This is a genomic window from Vallitalea longa, assembly GCF_027923465.1.
In the GTDB taxonomy this organism is placed as follows: domain Bacteria; phylum Bacillota; class Clostridia; order Lachnospirales; family Vallitaleaceae; genus Vallitalea; species Vallitalea longa.
Genome location: NZ_BRLB01000001.1, coordinates 242,420 through 262,947 on the forward strand (window position 1 = coordinate 242,420; position 20,528 = coordinate 262,947).

Sequence of the window (20,528 nt, forward strand, 5' to 3'; positions counted from 1 at the left end):
ATGTTTAATTACTCAACTCTCTCAATCAATATTCTTGAGGTATTTGAGTTAATTGCTCATTAACAAGTACACTACTAATGATACATAAATATCTTTAATAAATATTCAAGAAAGTTTAAAGAAAGTTTAAAGATTATACTTTTAATTGCTTAGTTTAAATCCTATTCCCCATACTGTTTTTATATATTCTTCTCCTTCTCCTACTATTTTCTTTATTTTCTTCCTTATATTACTAACATGAACATTAACAGAATTATCTTCTCCATAATAACCATTCTTCCAAACTTGTTCATACAGAGATTCTCTTGAGTATACCTTATTGGGATTCTTAAGCAGAATACACAAGATATCGAATTCATGTCTAGTCAAACATATATCTACTCCATCAACCTCTACATGTCTTGACTCTTCGTCTAGTATCAATTTTTTGAACCTATACTCACTTTTATCATTTGTCTGTGAAGAGAATCTTCTATATCTCCTTAGCATTGAGTTGACTCTAGCTAGAATTTCTTCTGTTTCAAAAGGTTTGGTCATATAATCATCTGCCCCTATATTCAGAACATTAACCTTATCTTCTAGAGAGGTTTTTGCTGAGATAACAAGTATTGGGGTTTCTTTCTCTCTTCTGAATTCCTTAATCAATTCCTCTCCCGTTATGCCAGGTATCATAAGATCAAGTAACACTATATTAAATTCAGATATAGATAATTGTAGTGACGCTTCACTTCCAGAAAAAGCTTGGGTCACTTGATAACTTTTCTTTTCTAATATTTTTGTAATCAAGTTGTTAACATCAACATCATCTTCTACTACTAAAATATGTTCTTGGTACATAGCTACTCCTAATCTATAATTAATTTTTAAATACTCTATTCCTATCAAAACAAAGTCGTATATAATTTTATACCTATATCATATTTATTTCAATATTATTCAATAAATCTACTATACAAACTATACTAGTTAGTCCAAGATACGAATAATATGAACGTTATTAGTTATATTCATTGCATTCAAAAGTACCTATACTCTTCTTCAAAAGCATAGGCACTTTTTATAATCCATTTTATCTGATATTATTGATTTTTGATTTTTGATTAAATTCTGCTGCTAATGTATCATTAATTTTCTCTACCAACCCTACAAGTTCCATTGGTTTGTGAATGATATAGTCCGGCATCTCACTCTCATCACTTGGTCGTTTGGGGTATCTGGGAGTCCAATCTAAATGTACACTAATCATATTCATCTCATTAGCTCCTTTAATATCCCTAGATAAATTGTTCCCCACCATAACTACCCGATAACAATCATACTTTGTTAACCCTGCAACTTCTAAGGCTGATTCAAACATTTTTGGATCAGGTTTACAAACTCCAATATCTTCAGAATAGATACACCCATCATAATAATCATATACCTCATGTAAAGTATGAACATTTATAAAAGATTGACGATAGCCATCTGCTACCATTATTATAGTATATCCTTTTTCTTTAAGAGTAATTAGCATTTCTTTGGCTCCTGGTATCAAATCAGCTTTTAAAACCAATTTACTGTCTTCATCATATACTTCAGTACTCTCATCTACAATAGTATCTCCACTATCAATAAAAATAACTATCTTCTTTTCCATCACATTGCTCCATTTCTCTATAGTTAATCTCTAATTATGAGGCATTAATATAGATCCTTAATAAAAATCGGATTACTATAACCTATATTTCCCTTATAATCAACACATTCAACTCTAATATATACCATCTCTTTCTTTATTCTTAAATTAGCTTTAGTTAATGGAGATGCATCTTTATTAAAGAATATACCCCCTCGTTCTGGATAAGCTTTAAATTCTATGAACTTACATTCTGAACATTCGACTTTTACAAACCCATCCTCTACACTTAAACTGTAGATTTCAGGTCCAGTACTTGAATAGTAATCCCCCTTTTTTAGAGCTGTCACTATATTTGCATGAGATAAACTATCTACCTGTACCATAACCCAACCACCAAAGTGATCTTTTATTACAGTATCAGTCCATTGGAAATGTGCATCATCAGATGCTATCCCAAAAACTTTTCTACCTTTTCTTAATAAGTAATCCCAAAAACTAGCACCATAAGATCCACTAGTATTGAATTCACTACCATGATTATAAATTTCTAACGCGAAGTACCCATCTAATTGCTCTAACATGTCATATGTATGCATTGACCATTCAGGGTGATTATATATTACAATATTACCTTTTTCTCTCATTTCATTTATTTTATTTTGAACAGTTAATAATCCTTCCCACTTTTCCCGTTCAGTAAAATTATCAAGATGAGAATATCTTTCTTTTACCTTTACAGTAGGATCGTCAATTGCGCTTAAGTGAAACCCTAGATTTCTTGATGGATTTGGTGCCATCTTGCCTTTCTCCATTGCTGGTAATACTATAAAATCTTCACTATTTAATTCATCGTATTTTCCATAGATATCATGATCGGTTAGTGCTAAAAAATCATATCCTGCATCTTTATATAATTTTGCTGTCTCTTGCGGAGAAAAAGCACCATCCGATACAGTAGTATGTGTATGTAGGTTTCCTTTAAAAAATGGTTTTTCTTTATCCAAGTATACTTTATCTTTCAATTTTACAAATATCCTTTCATAATTAAATAAAATATCAGTATTAAGTTTCTCCACTAGTTCTATTAGTTATATGGTCTCATTAATACATAATTGGCTTTCTAACTTTCGTAATTCTATTATTTATTTATAATACCTTTCAAATCAATTTCATTAGCCCTATGACATGCTACAAAGTGATTCGGTTCTTTTTCTATCAACTCTACATTTTTTGTTTTACATTCATCCACACAATATTTACAACGTGTATGGAAAAAACACCCTTTTGGAGGATCTGCAGGATTAGGAATCTCTCCTTCTAATGGGATTCTATCAGATATTTTAGTAGGATCAGCTACTGGAACTGCCGACAATAAGGCTTCTGTATATGGATGAAGAGGTTTTTTGAACAATTCATCTGTTTTACAATATTCTACTATTTTACCTAAATACATTACAGCTATCTTATCTGATATATACTCTACTACTGATAAATCATGACTAATAAAAATATAGGTTAGATCAAGTTCATTTTGAAGCTCTTTCAAAAGGTTAATTACCTGTGCTTGTACAGAAACATCCAATGCAGAAACTGATTCATCACAAACAATTAACTGTGGAAATAGCACCAAAGCTCTAGCTATTCCAATTCTTTGACGTTGTCCACCAGAAAAAGCATGAGGATACCTCATCAAATATGAAGGATTCAATCCAACTTTCGTTGCAATATCTTTAACCTTTGTTTCAATTTCTTTTTTAGATAATTTGAAATTAGCCTTTAGAGGTTCAGAAATGATATCATATACAGTCATTCTAGGATCTAATGATGAATAGGGATCTTGAAAAATCATCTGTATTTCTTTTCGTAATTGCTTAAGTAATTTTTTATCAATATTTGCTAAATCATATTCCCTACCATCTTTTGATTTATATATTATTTCTCCCTTAGTCGGCTTATGTGCGTTAACGATACAACGACCAAGTGTTGATTTTCCACAACCTGATTCGCCAACAACTCCAATAGTTTCTCCTTTATCAACTTCAAAGCTCACACCATTAACTGCTTTTATATCTGCTTTTTTAGAGGAGAAAACTTTATCTAAATCTTTTATTTTTAATATTACTTCTGACATATTACTCCTCCTTATTTATTAATGTCATTTATTTTATTATTATCAATGTTATAACAAGCTACATAATGATCTTCACTAACTTGAGTTAAGCAAGGTTCTTTAGCTAAACATTTCTTATCATCACGAGAAGTACATCTATCATAAAAAGAACACCTGTCTGGTAAATTCATAGCTAAAGGTACTGTACCTTCAATAGAAAATAATTTTTCTTTTGAAGCTCCAATATTATGTACAGAACCAATTAAGCCTCTTGTATATGGATGCATAGGATTCTTAAAGATTTCGTATACAGATGCATATTCAACAATTCTTCCTAAATACATGACTGCAACTTTATCACACATTTTTGCCACAGTACCCAAATCATGTGTAATATATAAAATTGACATCTTAAATTCCTTCTGCAATTCCTTCATAAGCTCTAAAATCTGAGCTTGTATAGTAACATCTAGTGCAGTAGTAGGTTCATCTGCAATTAGCAACTTAGGATTACAGACTAGCGACATAGCTATAAGTGCTCGTTGTAACATCCCTCCTGAAAATTCATGAGGGTACTGATTAAATCTTTTTGAAGCATCAGCAATTCCAACTCTAGTCATCATTTTAATTGATATCTTTTCTGCTTCTTTTTTATTTTTAGTTATATGTAAACGAACTGCTTCTGATATTTGATTACCAACAGTATACAATGGAGAAAAAGATGTCATAGGCTCTTGAAAAATCATTGATATTTTCTTTCCTCTAATTTTTCTAAGCTCTTTACTTTTTCTCTTATACTCTAGAAGATTGATACACCTATTATCCATTTTAAACATAACACTACCGCTTCTAATGCAGTTTTTATTATTAATTCCTAAAATAGCTTTAGATGTAAGACTTTTACCACACCCAGACTCACCAACAAGTCCTAGAGTTTCTTGTTCTTTTATATTAAAACTTACTCCTCTCACTGGGGTTAAGATTCCCTCATCTAATTTTATCTTTACCTCTAAATCCTTTACTTCAAGAATATTGGTATTTTCTATATTAGACATACTATCTATTCTATTATTCATAATATTTCACCTCACTTACTTATATGGGTCAGCTGAATCACGTAATCCATCGCCTAAGAAATTATAAGCAAGAACCGTTATGATAACGTATATAACAGGGATAAGTTTCCATGGATGATTAGCAATATTAGGGATGCTTTGACATTCTTGAAGTAATACTCCCCAGCTAGTGGCTGGGGAACGCATTCCCAAGCCAAGAAAACTCATAGATGTTTCACCTAATATCATTGCAGGAATACCAAGTGTAAGGCTAACTATTAAATAACTCATGAATCCTGGCACAAGGTGTTTAACCACAATTTTAAAATCACTTACTCCACATAATCTTGCAGCAGTAACATAATCTTCATTCTTTAATGATAAAAATTTACTTCTAACTACTCTTGCTAATTTCGGCCAACTTAATAATGACATGATTATCGTTATGTATAGATATACTTTTATTATACCAATACCTGCAGGAATTGCAGCTGATAATGCCATCCATAATGGTAACGTAGGAAATGATGTCAATACCTCAATAATTCTCTGTATGATAGTATCTATAATCCCACCGTAATATCCAGAAATACTACCCATTAATAATGCCAGTACAAATGAAATAGCTGTACCAACAAGAGGTATCGTTAAGGATACTTGACTACCAATTAATATTCTTGAAAATAAATCTCTTCCTAATTGATCAGCTCCAAAAAGCATTATTTGAATGGGTTCTTCTCCTTCTGGAAGATTGGAATTATCTACTCCATACAAGTGAATATCACTTTTGAATAAACCCAGTATCTTATAAGGTGTCCCTTTGACAAAGAAATCAATTTTGTATGGTTGACTTTTATTTTCCTTGAAATATTTCATTTCATATTCATCATATGCTATTTCATTTGGATATACAAAAGGACCTACCCATTTACCATCATGCTTAAAATGAATTTTGCTAGGTGGTGCATTGGAGTAAGAAGCCGAAAAATCTTCCAAACCTTTTGGTGCTAGAAAACCAGCAAAAATAACTCCAAAATATAAAATACCTAAAATCCAAAAACTTATAACAGCTAATCTATGTTTGATAAGCTTTCGATACATTAACTGCCATTGGGATGCTAAATAATATTTTTCTTGTTTACGAATTTGTTTTTCTTTCTTCTTTTTTTGACGTCTTTCCTTATCAAATAAATTCTGAAGGAAAGAAACATTAATCTTTTGTTTTTCCATTATTTACTTTCCTCCATATGTTTTATTCTAGGATCCAATACTGCTAACAGTATGTCCGATAATAATGTTCCCAAAACTACTAATGTAGCAGATATTAATAAAATACCACCTGATAAATATACATCTTGAGATTGAAGCGCTTTCAAAAGTATTGGTCCTTGAGTTGGAAGCATTAACACAATTGCAGTAATAGTTGAACCAGTAAAAATGTTTGAAATCATAGGTCCTAATCCAGCTACTATTGGATTAAGTACAGATCTCATGGCATATTTATACGTAATCGTACTTTCACTTACTCCTTTTGCTCTAGTACATAGTACATATGGTTTTTCTTGTTCATCTAACATTTGTGCACGAACAATACGAATCAAACTACAAGTTCCACCTGTTCCAATAACAATAATTGGTATAATTAAATGTGATAAAAAATCTACAAATGATGCCCACGAGGTTATACCACCCTCTGGAAATAATCCCATAAGTGGTTTTCCGAACCACTTGTACGAAGCAAACATTAAAACAATTGCAAATAAAAAATTCGGTATTGCCATTCCTAAGAATCCAATAAATGTAAAAATATAATCTCCAATTGAATATTGGTGTTTAGCAGCATATATGGCTATAGGAATAGAAACTAAATAAGTAAATAACATTGTTACAAAAGATAATAATAATGTATTACCTAAAACTTCTCCAATCTTAGATAGAACCTCTTGGTTATAATAAAAAGATATTCCCCAATCACCTTTAAATATCCCTGTAAGCCAACTAAAGTATTGTTCTAAAATTGGTTTATCAACACCATACATTTCTTTCAATAATTCTACCTCATCTTGAGTTACCGTTTCCCCTTCAGCAATCATATTAGTAACTATAGTATCAACATAATCACCAGGCGGAAGCTGTATAACCACAAAAACAGCAAATGTAATAATAAAAATCGTTATACAAGCCATAAATATTCTTTTAAGAATAAATTTTGTCATCTTAATCACCTTTATTATAATATTTTTAAGAATTTCAATGAATATAGTAGATTAGAAAAGCCAAAATATATGTGTAACATTAAATAATCGGCACCAAAAAATTATTTAAGTTATTAAACTTATTAAATTGAGGTGAACTAATTTCAACTTAGTTAACAAACTAATACGATACACATTTATTAAATTTTTATTGTATTCTTATTTAAAACAATATGTAGAATTTACTTAAAATAAATTCTACATATTAATAATTAAGTTAAATACTTTAGAACTCACTATTTAAAACATATAAAATCTACTTAACTATATACGCTTGTTCAAATCTAGCAAGATTTTCAAATCTAAATTCATCTGCAAGCACTAAACCATCTGGGTAATTTTTCAAATCATTGCCAATAAGAAATCTAGCAGGAGCAGGTGATAAAAATCCAATACCCCAAATATTTTCTTTATGTAAGTCATATATTTTTTGTGCAGTTTCAGAAACTACTTTATTTCTATCAGTGCCAGTAGCAGTTATAATGTTTTCATAAGCTTTAACTAACTCTAACATATCTCCCGTAGGTTCAATTCCTCCGTTAACTTCTGATTTGTTATCCTCATACCATTTACCATAAGCTCCATACCAAGCCTCATAATTTCTCATTGGAACCATTGAATCAGGACGCAAAACAGGTGTAGCACCATAAGGTAATCGAATGGATGTGTCATGATCATTAGCTAAATCCATTTTTGAAATATCTGCTTCTATCTTGCTACTAACTTTTACACCGATTTTCTTATAAGCTGATTGCAATAATGATAAAAACTCTGCATTTTCTTTCATTTTATCTTCACTAATATAGAAAAGTAATTCTACCTCTTTATCAGTTCCCTTCATTTTACGATAAGTTCCTTGTTTTCCAACCCATGGTTCTGTTATATCATCAAGTATTTTATTTGCTTTTTCCACATCATATTCTGTCCATTTTTTAGACCATTCTTCATCGTAGCCAAGCATACCTTTTGCAGGTGACAATTGCCAAGGTTCTAGTTGATTATTTGCCAAGGTTGAATTCAACAAGTTTCTATCCACTGCTATAGATAACGCTTGTCTAAAACGTTTATCTTGATATAATTTTCTTTTATCTAAATCTTTATGAGTTGGATTTAAACAAAAACCAAATTGAGCCCATGTTACATCACTCCATTTAGATACTCTATGGGTATCTTTTGTAGAACTTGCTATTGTTGAATATTGTTCTGGTTTCATTAGTAGAAAGTTAAATTCTCCAGCTACCGCTTTTAGAGTTACTTGATCAAGCTCATTGATGATCTGAATTTTAATACTATCCACATATGGTAATTGTCTACCTTCGCTATCTGTTTTCCAAAAATATGGATTTCTAACTAATTCATATGTTTCGCCAACTTTGTCCCAATTGTTCTTTGTGGCAATAAAACTTCTTAATTGAGGTATTTGATAATAATCCCAATTATAGTATCCTACACCTTTTCCCATAGTCGTATATGAATCCCATTGCTTTTCAAGTGTTTTATTCGCATTAGCAAGAGCTTCTTCTTCTGTTATGAGAGGAAAAGTTTCATCATCTGTTACACCATCTTTACGGGCAACAAAATCTTTATAGACATGTTTAGGAGCAAACATCCATTTATTATCTACTGCTACAGCTTCTGGAAAATTTGGCTTTGGTGCTGCAAAAGTAATTGTTAATTCATAATCATCCACTTTTTCAAATTCAGCCCAATAGTTTTTTTCATCTTTTATTACATAGTAACAACGATAAGGTTTTGATGTAAACGCATTATAATAATTTTCATCACCAACATTAACAGGTGTTCTATCAGCATTTAATGCAGGTGTTGACATATGATTATAATAGAAAAGAACATCATCAGCTGTAAAAGGTTCCCCATCAGACCATTTCATACCTTCCCTAAGTTCAATTGTCCATACGGTACTATCTTCATTAGCATGAAAATCTTTACATACATTTGGTTCTACTTCACCAGAACCATCCTGTTTAAACCGGAACATACTCTGCTCAGTGTAAGGTCCCCATGTCCAATGAGCATGATCATGAGTTGTAGTAACAATATTTCCACCATATATACCTAGTTCTTCAATATCTGACTCCACCATGACATCTTCGGTAATAGGTAAACGATATTCAAGACTAGGAAGTTCTCCAGCTTTTACTTTTTCAGCTAACATTGGTGCCTCTTTTTGTAATTCTGTAGTATCACTATTTGAAATATTAGTATCAACATCGTTTTCTTCATCAGAAGTTGTCTCTTTCGGTGTGGAACTACACCCAATCATACTAATAGTCATGATACATACCAACATAAACGTACATATTTTCTTAAACATAATGATAAACCCTCCTCCGTCTACTGTTTAATAATTCAACACTTTCAAACAATAATAATTTAATTCATTAAAAAATAAGTCTACAATTTTGATATAATTAATGCATATAATATGTGCATATTCAATATATTTTTTAGTACTATTTAGGCTAATATTTTTAAATATTTTTTTATTTTTTATGCATTTATTATATATAAATCATTAATTTTTGTACTTATATTATATATATTAACCAATATTGAAATAATAGTAAATATGCTTATGTCCTAGTTCTATGTATTAATGTCTTAACCATATATTTCAAAAAAAAATTGGTAATCCCTAGCTAAATACATCTAATTTAATCAAATTAATGCAACTAATCATTAGTCTATATTTTAATTCCTAACTCTTTTTTATTTATCTCTTCTAATTTATTCTTTATCAATTCTGGTATCTCAACATATAGTTCTTCCCAAGTTACATACATATCGTCTGTGATGTTCTTCATTTGGAATTCCATACTTGGTTTAAATCTATAACCTCTCAAACATCTTTCAACCATTTTATTAATTTTTTCATTGGTCTCATATCTACCTCTGCCAATTTCAGTAACTATTAATCCATCGATTCCTGCTTTCTCATCATTTACTTCATACATGTTCGGTATCATATAAAAATACTCCGCTTTGGGCATAAACGCATGTTTACCTGGTTGACAATATAATCTAACATGTGTTTTATCCTCAATATTACTTCTATCTTTCATTAAAGCTTTAATGTATTTACCGTGAAAACTAGCCTCACAATCTACAATATTACCTTTATTATCAATGTGTACCCAAATATGTTCCAAGTCAAATAAATGTTGAATATCAAAATCCCAATATATGGCATATTCAATAACAAAGTCGGTATCCTTAATTTCTATATACCTATCAAAAGATGGAGAGATCCCCGATTCATATAATATTGTATATCCAACTCTCAGTGGAATGAATGGCTCCTTTTTGTCATAATAGATATGTGGTGCATAATTTTTAACAATTTCTATATCCAATTTTATTCCTCCTTAAATTTCTAATTAAATACAAGGTCTACTAGATGAAATCATTTAATTAGTAATCTCTCTAACCTCGATTGCCCCTGTATATTGACATAAATCTTGAACAATCTTTGATCCTTTTATATATCTTGGAACCTCTACCGTATACACTGTTGTTTTATATTTTGTTTTTATGGATTCATCCTCTTGGATATCCATATATTTAATATTTCTTACCTTGACATTTTTTCTTTTAAAATATTTTTGTGCCTTTTCTCGAAAATTATCTTCTGTGTTATATGAAATTTCAAAATCAATATTTTGAAATTGGTCAATGAATTTCTTCTCCACACGCTTTAAGATAATGAGGGCAATTAATACTGCTATCAAAGAAGCAAGACTTATAAAATACATACCTAACCCAATAGCTAATCCAATACAAGATACGACCCAAACGGATGCAGCTGTCGTTAGTCCCTTAACCAATCCCTTTTCACGGATAATTGTTCCTGCTCCAAGAAAGCCTATTCCCGTTATTACTTGTGCACCCATCCTTCCAATATCCGCTTTTAATGATGATGCTAGAATAGGATTCTCCATAATCATTTTTTTTGTATTTTCAATCATTTCAATTTGAATAAGGGAAATTACAGTTGCACCTACAGAAACTAATATATGAGTACGAAATCCAGCAGGTCTATTCTTGAATTCTCGTTCATAACCAATCAACCCTCCCACAATAATCGCAAGTAACAATCTGACTCCTACTTCATATGGCTCCATTTATCTCACCCCCTCCCCGATAATGCAGTTAGCAAAACGCATACTCATATAATAGGATTATAATGGTCGTTGATAAATTGTTTCAATTCATTTATCTCTCTATCTTTTTGCTCTATAATTTGATTAAGAAGTCTGATCTGGTTGTCTTTGTTTTCATTAGTTGATGAATTATCATTTTTTAGATTTCTCTTGTATTGGCTAGGTGATATACCTATCGTTTTCTTAAACATCTTCGAAAACTGAAACTGGTCTTTATATCCTACAGAACGTGCTATGCCGGATATGGATAACATACTGTTTTTCATGATTTCACATGCTTTTTTCATCCTATAGTTAATAACATATTTCTGCGGAGACATATTCAGATTGTTTTTAAATACATGATGCAGATATTTTCTATCGATATTTACATATCTTGATATCTCTGCTATTGATATTTCCTTAGAAAAATTCATTTTGATGAATTCCAATGCTTTTCTTACATAATAGAATTCGCTATCTATTAGTTTTTCTTTTACAGCCTCCTTATCTGCTATATCTCTCAGATATGCGATTATATTGTATAAGACAGCCATCATTTTACAGTATCTATTATGACCTAATCCAAACTTGGCAAACTCTATCATATTATTAAAACATTCTTCCAAAAAGTCATCATCATTTTTATCTGTATACGTTGGACTGTTCACGGATAAATTAGCTCGATATAAATATTCTGTTGCAATATTACCTGAAAATCCTACCCAAGAATATTTCCAAGGCTCATCATTATCCGCAACAAAGTATGTTACCGTATTAGGAGAAACTAAAAAACCTTGCCCTTCATGAAGATCATAACTAACATTATTCACTTGAAGAATTCCTTTACCTTCATGGATGTAATAAATCAAGAAATGATCTACAACTTTTGAACCCCAAGATTGATTGGGACTGCACTCTTCTGAACCACAGTAATAGATATGTAAATTTATATTTGTTGTGGATCTATTAGATATTTGAATTATATTGTTTTCAAACATAAGTCTTCCTCCAAAATTCATATATAGATTTGCTGTTTTAATAGAACAAAAGAGGCTATGCCTCGTTCCGCATCAGCGGATTTGTCGTTAGGAAAGTTTCCTTAGCGCATATGAAAACGCTCCTATTTCATATGCTTAAAAGTAGGACTTTCCTATAAGATAATAAAATGATTGCATGTCATAATTCAGCAATCAAAACATTCAATCAATATGTGTTTAGTCATAACTATATTATATATTTTATTTTTTGAATGTACATGTGATTACATCTTGATATTATGTGTTTATGTCTTATAATATTATTTAGTCATATTTAATATAAACTCATCTATTACACAACATCATTCTAAAATAATATACAATACCTATGGTTTTTATTGCTTAGTATTATATATTTTATTGTATAGATTGGATCTTAATAAGTTTAAATTATTCTTAGTTTTATTTTTTATGATATATGTACCCAAACAATTTATGCATTTATGTCTTACTAAACACCTTACTTTTTTCAATTAACCTCCAAAAATAGTATGTTAATATTTTAATATAAATTTCTTTTACTCTATAATTTCTTAATAAATAAAAAAGTATGCCTCTATAATAGCGACATACTTTTATTGATTTTCATTTATTATGATAATATTTATCCCATTCTTTTTTTGATTCAAAGAACTCTAGGGCATCATTATTCCATGGTTGATATAAAGTATATTCATTAATATCATATGAAGAATATATTTTTTTATATGCTGATCCATTTGGAATATGATGTTTATATTTTCTTACTGCTTTTGATACTTTTCTATTAATCCATCCATTACATCTAGAACCATTCTTAGATTGTAATGCTGGTGTTTTCTTATAAGATCTGCTCATCTATATCACCTCCCGTTAGTAGAACGGGATTAAAATATAGGTTCCTCCTTTTGTTGATTTCACTTTCATATCGTATCTCCTAATCTTTCTCATCGTTTGTAACAGTCAACAATAAGTATTAATTATAGCATAAACAATCATTTATAATATTAAAAATGTCTTACATATCTTATACATGGATAACTTTTTTCTATCTTGATTCTAATATCCTAATTCATCAAGAATCTTCTGCTTTTTATCTACGTATTCTTTAACATATCCTTCAGCTTCCATTTCTGGACGTCCTGCACAATAATCCACAACTACTATTTGTGCCTGACCTTCGTCATAATTATCTTCTATATCTTGGGATGGCAGTAATTTATAATAAAAAATATCTGAATGTCCCATACCAACTTCGGTTCTGCTTTCAAACAATATGTCTTCTTCAGTTGCCTCATCTGAGAACTCGAATATATCAATACCATGCTTTGGTTCATTAGATAATAATACTTTCTCATTTCCCTTATCATCTATTGATACTATTTCATTCCCCCCATTTCCAATCATAGTATGAATCCTTACACCCGGTTCATGAGTCAATATAATATATTCATTGCTACTATCATTATGAATAATGTCCAATGCGGGTCGATCCGTAATTTGCATCAGTCTATCATCTCTCAACACATAATACCCTGCTTCTCCATAGAATTCACAGTCTTTTACATATTTTATACTTCTTCCTTCATAGGGCTCGTTGGGTATATCTTGTGACACACTATAGGAATCGATTATATCAGCATCATCTGCCCTGATACACATAATTTTTGTCATTGATTCATTAATTGTTTCCGTTATCAAACACTTACCCTCAAAAGATAGAATACTTGTATCAACCTCAAGAGAATGAAACCTTATCTCCTGATTATCAATATAATAATATCCATCCTTCCCTTCTACCACCATTACATTTTGTGATATAAAGTAATTGCCATTCTCAAAAGGATAAAAAGCAAATTCATTCTCTCTTAGATTAGATATAGTCTCTGAGACCTCACCCTCCCTAACAGCAAGTAATTTTGATTGCTTTTCTTCTCTATCTATCTCAAAAATGTAATCCACTTCATCTATTGACATACCATATTCATAATCCCATGAAAAATACTCATTAGCATCTCTTGTCAATACTAGAGTCTCATCTAAAGTATTTTTATCAATTCTATAAAGATAAACCTTATCTTCATCAAAACCCTTTGCATAAAAATAATCCACATTATTATCAGTACTTATAGTGTCTTTAATATTTCCTATTTCAGAGCTAAGGGTATCTACATCCAAAATCCTTTTATGAATCTTATCATCCTCTTCAATGACATATGTAGGAGATATAACACCTTCAGACCCTCTAATCAATTCCTCAACAGAAAAATATCCTTTTTCAATAAAGAAACGTGCCATATTATAAGTCCAATTATCATTACGATAATATGTCAATGTCAAAAATCTAGTAGTCAATGTGACAGCTGTATATCTAGTGAAAGTAATATTCTCACTGAATGATTTCGCTTCTTCTTCAGTTGCAATACTCTCAGTCCATTGGTCGTCATCAGCTTGTACACGTCTTAGAAAAAGTGCATATTGTTCAAAAGTGATATCCATTGAACTACCGTATTTCGTTCCACTGATTCCTTTGGTCAATCCACTCTCATATAACCAACCTACGTATGGGTCAGCCCACTCGGGTACATCATCAAATGGATGGGACCACTCTCCAGCAAGTGCTTGTTCTTCTTCTGACAGTAGCCTTACTAACATAACTGCCGCTTCAACTCTTTTTAATCCTCTGTCCAATTCAAATCCATTGGAAGTGCCTTTGAACAATCCTAGAGTTTTTAGCATTTCTGCCTGTTTCTCACCATCATCGATTATTCCTTCTGTATGAACTCCCTTTATGGTTTCTTCACCAACTTCTGTAGTTTCGGCAAATATTTGATTACTGGACAATAATACTAAAATAATTATCGTTGATAAAATTCTTTTCATAATTCTCTCCCCATTCTTTTCAACTATATTATATACTTATCTTCCAAACTATTCCATATTGTTTATAGACATAAATAAAAACTTCTCCCATAAAAAGGAGAAGTTTTTAGTTTGGTACAAGCATATATTTTTTAGTTAAGACCACTTGATCTTAGTCTTCACAGTTTTTATATAATCAATATATTTCTCATCAGGTTTCTTATTGGTGAACAGATAATCGAAATCACCTATATCTCCAAATGAAAATGGATATATCTGATTGAATTTGGTATCATCCACCATAGCGAAATTCAATCTGCTCCTACTGATGATTTTTCGCTTGATATCACATTCAGGCAATGTTCTATTGGATAATCCATTTTCTAGAGAAACACCACTTGCAGTAATGAATGATTTATCAAAATAGAAATCATCGATGAATCTCATTGCAGCATCACCAGTTGCTGATATAGTTTTTCTGTTTACACTACCCGGTATCATTATTAGGTTAACATCCAAATCTGTATCAATAACTTTTATAGCGAACAAAAGATTGTTAGTGACTATAGTCAAATCTTTTTTTGATTCCATAATTTCAGCCAGATGCATATGAGTTGTACCTGAATCAACAAATATGGTATCCCTATCTTTTATATAAGGTTCCGCTAAATCTGAAATTAAGATCTTTTTATCTGAAAGATGGTCAATCCTTGCTTTTATATTAATCAGATTATCATTAATATTCGCTGTTACATATCCGTATTCTTTTTGTATCTTGTCATCGGACAATAATTGATTGATATATCTTCTTACTGTACTCTCAGAAAGTTTGAAGACCTCCATCAATTCTTGAACTTTTACTTCTTTGTTCTTAAAAATATATTCTTCTACTTCAGTAATTTTTTTCGCCAAACACTCACACCCTGACCTTTAGAGATTCCTCAAAACATATTGGTATTATATCACCAAATGTTTTAACAATCAAGCATGTAACAATCTCTTTAGTTAGTCAGTTTATCAGCTAGTTTTATGGCATTTACCATACTTATGGAATTGGCTATTCCTTTGCCTGCTATATCGAATGCTGTTCCATGGTCCACAGAAGTTCGCAATACCGATAGTCCTGCAGAAGTATTCACACCTGATTCGAATGCATACATTTTGAAAGGAATATGTCCTTGGTCATGATACATTGCTACAACGATGTCAAATTCACCTTTGATGCCTCTGTAGAATACTGTATCAGGTGGAATAGGTCCTACAACGTTGAGATGTTTCATTTCCTCAATTGCAGGAGTTATTATTTTTTCTTCTTGATTTCCGAACAAACCATTTTCACTTGAATGAGGGTTGATTCCTGCAACAGCTATTCTAGGTTCTCTCTTCAATATTTTTTTCATATTATCATGTGCAAGTTCTATAACTTTCTTGACACGATCTTTTGACAATGTTTTAATTGCATCTTCAAGAGATACGTGCGTAGACACATGAATGATAGATAGCTTTTCATCATATAGATGCATAGCATAATCTTTAGTTCCGCATTGTGTAGCGAATATTTCTGTGTGACCAGGAAAATTGTGACCAGCCATGTGCAAAGCTTCTTTATTGATTGGTGCAGTTGTTACAGCCCTAGCTTTTTCATCCTTAACATGTTGTATAGCCGAGATTATATACTCATAAGCTGCATGTCCACACATACTACTTAACTGGCCTATATTATATTTTTCCATTTCAATATTATCAAAATCCAATACATTAAGTATCTCACTTGAATAATTTGCTTCTTCTATTGTATCTATCTTATTTAATTCATATCCAGTAATACCAATTCTATCTTTTATCATTGATAGTACTTTCATATCACCGAATACAACAACTGGTATTTTATTTACATCTTTATCCTTGAAACAGCTTAATATGATTTCTGGCCCTATACCAGCAGGGTCTCCCATTGTCAAAATGATTGGTTTAACTTTCATTACTCTCACCTCAAATAATCTAATATATCACTAAATGTTTCTTTGTTACCGAAAGCTCCCGCCTTAGTTACTACATGTATATCGCAGTACTTTTCATGTACGAATCTTCCCATAGGTATCGCTGGAAGAACTTCGTCAATTATCTTCATGCCTTCGATATTGAGATAATTGGCTATTTTAATTAATGTATCACCACCTGTAATGAATAACCCCGATAAATCATTGCTTGCTTCATTTAATATTTCACCTGTAATCTCACCTAATCCTTTTGCGATGAAATCACTGGTTTCGTACTTATTAAGACCTTTTTCTTCTGCATATTCACATGCTGTTTGTATGTCTTTCTTATCTTTTGCAGTACGTATGACGATATCTTTCTTATCATTTATCAACTGTAGAATATTCTGTAGAATTTTCTCTTTTCTATCATCTTCAAAAAAATCTTGTATAGAAATATCAATTATATCAAAATCATGACTTGTGTAAGCATAAATGATTTGTTCTCTTGTAACATCACTAACACTTCCTATTATCGATAATATTGATTTACGTATCTTCAATTGAAAAGCATCCGTAATATATTCAGCAAGTCCTGCTGTCCCTACAATAATAAACTGTGAGTCGAGCTTGGATATCATTTCAGAAAGCATTTTCAGATCAATGTCAGACTCTGCATCAAAAACTACAATTTCAGTTCCTTCATTTCTTAGTTCTATAAGTTTTTCTAAGAGTTTTTCTTCTGTATAATCGTAGTCCTTAGTAATGACTTCAACTTTCCTCTGACATTGATTAGCAATTATATCTGGAATATATGATTGATTCACAGGTGTTTTCGGGTCTTTGGCTATTTCTGTTTCCTGTAAAAACTTACCATTAACTTTTACATGACCCTCTATGGTTTTTCTACCATTAGAAGGTAATGCAGGGATTACAACAGCAAAATCGTATCCCATACCCTGCATGCATCCATCAATCTCAGACCCAATATTACCTCTGAATGTGGAATCTAATTTCTTATACACCAATACATTATCTAATTGTTTTATTTTCTTAGATATTTTATATACTTTTTCATATGCGGTAACCTTATCATCAAATCTACTTTCTGTATCAAATACTACTACATCATTATCTGTTATATTACTCATCAATTCATTGATATTAGTTGTAACAACAGTTTGCAATCCTTTCTTAGCAAATTGGACTCCTGTATCATTTGAACCAGTAAAATCGTCTGCAATTATAGCCAACTTCATGTTTATTCCTCCTTAATACCAAGAAAGAACCAAACTCATCAATACAGGTTCTTTCTTAGTAACATCTTCTACTTGTCCTTTTTCTTCATTCTTTTTCTAATAAACGAAGTAAAGACAGGTGTCAATAATGCAGTAGTTATGGTTGATGCAGCAACTTGAGCAGTCGCGACACTAGCAACGGCCGCTAATGAAGGGTCTGCGATAGCAACAGCTTCTGGTGTACCAACAGCATTACCTGCTGTACTTGAAGCAGCTGCACCAGCGATTCCATTTCCTCCAGATGCTCTGTCAGCCAATACATTAAATATACCACCAATAACTGTAGTCATTATACCAAGTAAGATACCTGCGAATCCTGCCTTAATAATAGTTGCAAAATTAAGTCCAGCTCCTAGAGCGAAAGCAAAAAATGGAATCAATACTGGTCCGCCTTTTTTTAGGAACTCTCTCATATCTTGATCGAGATTACCGATTATCATACCTAGTACTATTGGTACAATAACTCCTACTAGAGTTATAAATGGTATACTTGCAATACCTGCAGTACCAAGTGCGATCATTGTAAGGAATGGTCCATCATTGATGGATATGACAGAAATTGCTCCTACATCTGTTTCATCTCCGAATTCACCAACTAATGCAGCATACAATCCACCATTGGTATTAGTCATGGCTGCAATTATCGCTAATGATGATAAACCGAAGAAACCATTAGCAGGAAACAGCTTAGATACCAACAAACCTATTCCAACACCAATTGCAAATTTCGTTAATGTTATTGCTGACCCTCTGACGATTGCTTTTGGTGCTGCTTTGAAATTCAAGCCGGCACCCATACAGAATAGAAATACTCCAATCATTGGTCCAGCTCCTGTTGCTATAGCAGTTGTAAATCCCCCGATTTTCAATGAAGCTGGGAAAAAAGTGTTGATTATGGCTCCAATAAGTAATGGAATTACCATCATGCCACCAGGAATCTTCTCAATACTCTTTTTAATCTTCATACTGTTCTCCTTTCAAGATGCATTCATTTTTTGAATGGTTTATGATAATATTTTAATATAATTTGACTATGTTGTCAATGTGTTTTTTAAATATCTCAGTAAAAGAGACCAAAAAAATATCTCTCAAAGCTTTATTTTCTACAATTTAACGAATCTTAGTATATAAATATTTTCTTTTCAATAATTAATAAATTATAAAGAGTTACGTCTTACATAAGATTTCAAAAGAAAATAGTAAGTAGAGTTTTACTAACTAATGCAAAAAAATGAGATAAGAATTCGACCAAATAGTCATATCCTATCTCATTGCTTATCATACTTATATGCAATTTTTTGAACTTATCAATAATCTTACCTTTAGTTACGATTATTCTCTATCAAGCTCTAAATGCATATGTACGTTTGCCTTCCGTAATCAATCTGTCAATCTTTTCTATTAGCATAGGTAGATCTTTCATAGTCTCAATAACAAAATCCGCTCCTGCTTCAATATATTGTTTCTTCACATTAGCCATTCTGCTTTCTCTATCCGTTTCATCAAGTCTCATATAGTCTTCATAAGAAAGACCCATCTGAGAACTTCCAACTATAACACCTACAGACCACACACCAGCATTGAAGCCTTCTTTTATATCTGCTATGGTGTCTCCTACCTTAATCACTTTCCATGGTGCTGATAATTTAAGAACTTCCATATTCTTGTATATCATATATGGATATGGCCTTCCTATAGAATGAGTGGAATCAGGCGTTATGTAACAGTCTGGACTATACCCCTTATCCTTTGCACATTTTACTACTATTTCCATCATAGAATCTGTATAACCTGTAGTAGAACCTATTTTCAACCCCATTTCTCTTATTGTTTCTATAGTTTCAATTACTCCTGTAATGGGATCAGTATATTTATGTAATGATGACATCAGCATTGGCTTGAACTCTTCATATAGAGTATCTACATCCTGTTCATCATATTCACAGCCATGTTTTTCTTTCCAAGCACTTCTTATTCTAGGCATCCCAAGCATAGCTTTTATATGGTCCCTTTTCAACATTCCCATGGGCTTTCTCGCCTCTTCTTGTGTTACCTCTATACCAGCACTATGAAATATTTCCAGAAATACGTTAACAGGAGCAAAGCAACCAAAATCAACAGTGGTTCCAGCCCAATCCAAAATAATGCCTTCAATATTTTTCAACATAT

At 31.5% G+C, this 20,528-nt stretch carries 18 protein-coding genes; all 18 read right to left on the bottom strand.

Translation table 11 applies throughout. From position 1 onward, the window contains the following. Window positions 1-141 precede the first annotated feature (141 nt). The 18 genes from QMG30_RS00970 to phnX all read right to left on the bottom strand — a co-directional run bounded on the left by QMG30_RS00970 (window position 142) and on the right by phnX (window position 20,526). On the bottom strand, window positions 142-837 hold the full coding sequence (locus QMG30_RS00970) for a response regulator transcription factor (RefSeq protein ID WP_281811282.1): 696 nt from the start codon (window positions 835-837) through the stop codon (window positions 142-144). 232 nt (window positions 838-1,069) lie between these two features. After that, entirely contained in the window at window positions 1,070-1,639 is a 570-nt protein-coding gene (locus QMG30_RS00975; protein ID WP_281811284.1) for an HAD family hydrolase, read from the bottom strand. 44 nt (window positions 1,640-1,683) lie between these two features. Next, on the bottom strand, window positions 1,684-2,643 hold the full coding sequence (locus QMG30_RS00980; protein WP_281811310.1) for a PHP domain-containing protein: 960 nt from the start codon (window positions 2,641-2,643) through the stop codon (window positions 1,684-1,686). A 116-nt stretch (window positions 2,644-2,759) separates the two neighbouring features. Next, the gene (locus tag QMG30_RS00985) at window positions 2,760-3,752 is read right to left on the bottom strand and encodes an ABC transporter ATP-binding protein (RefSeq protein ID WP_281811312.1); all 993 of its coding nucleotides are present in this window, start codon (window positions 3,750-3,752) and stop codon (window positions 2,760-2,762) included. An 11-nt stretch (window positions 3,753-3,763) separates the two neighbouring features. Next, window positions 3,764-4,807, bottom strand: coding sequence for an ABC transporter ATP-binding protein (locus tag QMG30_RS00990; RefSeq protein ID WP_281811314.1), 1,044 nt, complete (start codon window positions 4,805-4,807; stop codon window positions 3,764-3,766). Window positions 4,808-4,822: 15 nt separating this feature from the next. Beyond that, entirely contained in the window at window positions 4,823-6,016 is a 1,194-nt protein-coding gene (locus tag QMG30_RS00995; protein WP_281811316.1) for an ABC transporter permease, read from the bottom strand. Further along, the gene (locus QMG30_RS01000; protein WP_281811319.1) at window positions 6,016-7,002 is read right to left on the bottom strand and encodes an ABC transporter permease; all 987 of its coding nucleotides are present in this window, start codon (window positions 7,000-7,002) and stop codon (window positions 6,016-6,018) included. Before QMG30_RS01000 ends, QMG30_RS00995 begins: the two co-directional genes overlap by 1 nt. Before the next feature lie 295 nt (window positions 7,003-7,297). Next, entirely contained in the window at window positions 7,298-9,376 is a 2,079-nt protein-coding gene (locus QMG30_RS01005; protein ID WP_281811321.1) for an ABC transporter substrate-binding protein, read from the bottom strand. A gap of 370 nt (window positions 9,377-9,746) precedes the next feature. After that, window positions 9,747-10,415: a hypothetical protein gene (locus tag QMG30_RS01010; protein ID WP_281811323.1), complete on the bottom strand. Its 669-nt coding sequence runs from the start codon at window positions 10,413-10,415 to the stop codon at window positions 9,747-9,749. A 54-nt stretch (window positions 10,416-10,469) separates the two neighbouring features. Further along, window positions 10,470-11,183, bottom strand: coding sequence for an MgtC/SapB family protein (locus tag QMG30_RS01015; protein ID WP_281811326.1), 714 nt, complete (start codon window positions 11,181-11,183; stop codon window positions 10,470-10,472). A 44-nt stretch (window positions 11,184-11,227) separates the two neighbouring features. Then, the gene (locus tag QMG30_RS01020; protein ID WP_281811328.1) at window positions 11,228-12,202 is read right to left on the bottom strand and encodes an AraC family transcriptional regulator; all 975 of its coding nucleotides are present in this window, start codon (window positions 12,200-12,202) and stop codon (window positions 11,228-11,230) included. 624 nt (window positions 12,203-12,826) lie between these two features. Continuing rightward, on the bottom strand, window positions 12,827-13,078 hold the full coding sequence (locus tag QMG30_RS01025) for a hypothetical protein (RefSeq protein WP_281811330.1): 252 nt from the start codon (window positions 13,076-13,078) through the stop codon (window positions 12,827-12,829). Between the two features lie 201 nt (window positions 13,079-13,279). Then, the gene (locus QMG30_RS01030) at window positions 13,280-15,103 is read right to left on the bottom strand and encodes an S-layer homology domain-containing protein (RefSeq protein ID WP_281811332.1); all 1,824 of its coding nucleotides are present in this window, start codon (window positions 15,101-15,103) and stop codon (window positions 13,280-13,282) included. Between the two features lie 135 nt (window positions 15,104-15,238). Then, complete coding sequence (locus QMG30_RS01035; protein ID WP_281811334.1) at window positions 15,239-15,994, bottom strand: DeoR/GlpR family DNA-binding transcription regulator; 756 nt, start codon at window positions 15,992-15,994, stop codon at window positions 15,239-15,241. 89 nt (window positions 15,995-16,083) lie between these two features. Next, complete coding sequence (gene pdxA / locus QMG30_RS01040; protein ID WP_281811336.1) at window positions 16,084-17,064, bottom strand: 4-hydroxythreonine-4-phosphate dehydrogenase PdxA; 981 nt, start codon at window positions 17,062-17,064, stop codon at window positions 16,084-16,086. A 5-nt stretch (window positions 17,065-17,069) separates the two neighbouring features. Next, window positions 17,070-18,320, bottom strand: coding sequence for a four-carbon acid sugar kinase family protein (locus QMG30_RS01045; RefSeq protein ID WP_281811338.1), 1,251 nt, complete (start codon window positions 18,318-18,320; stop codon window positions 17,070-17,072). Window positions 18,321-18,388: 68 nt separating this feature from the next. Continuing rightward, a complete protein-coding gene (locus QMG30_RS01050) occupies window positions 18,389-19,324 on the bottom strand; it encodes a 2-keto-3-deoxygluconate permease (RefSeq protein WP_281811340.1) in 936 nt (311 codons plus the stop codon). Between the two features lie 377 nt (window positions 19,325-19,701). Continuing rightward, on the bottom strand, window positions 19,702-20,526 hold the full coding sequence (gene phnX / locus QMG30_RS01055) for a phosphonoacetaldehyde hydrolase (protein WP_330680623.1): 825 nt from the start codon (window positions 20,524-20,526) through the stop codon (window positions 19,702-19,704). Between the last annotated feature and the right edge of the window lie 2 nt (window positions 20,527-20,528).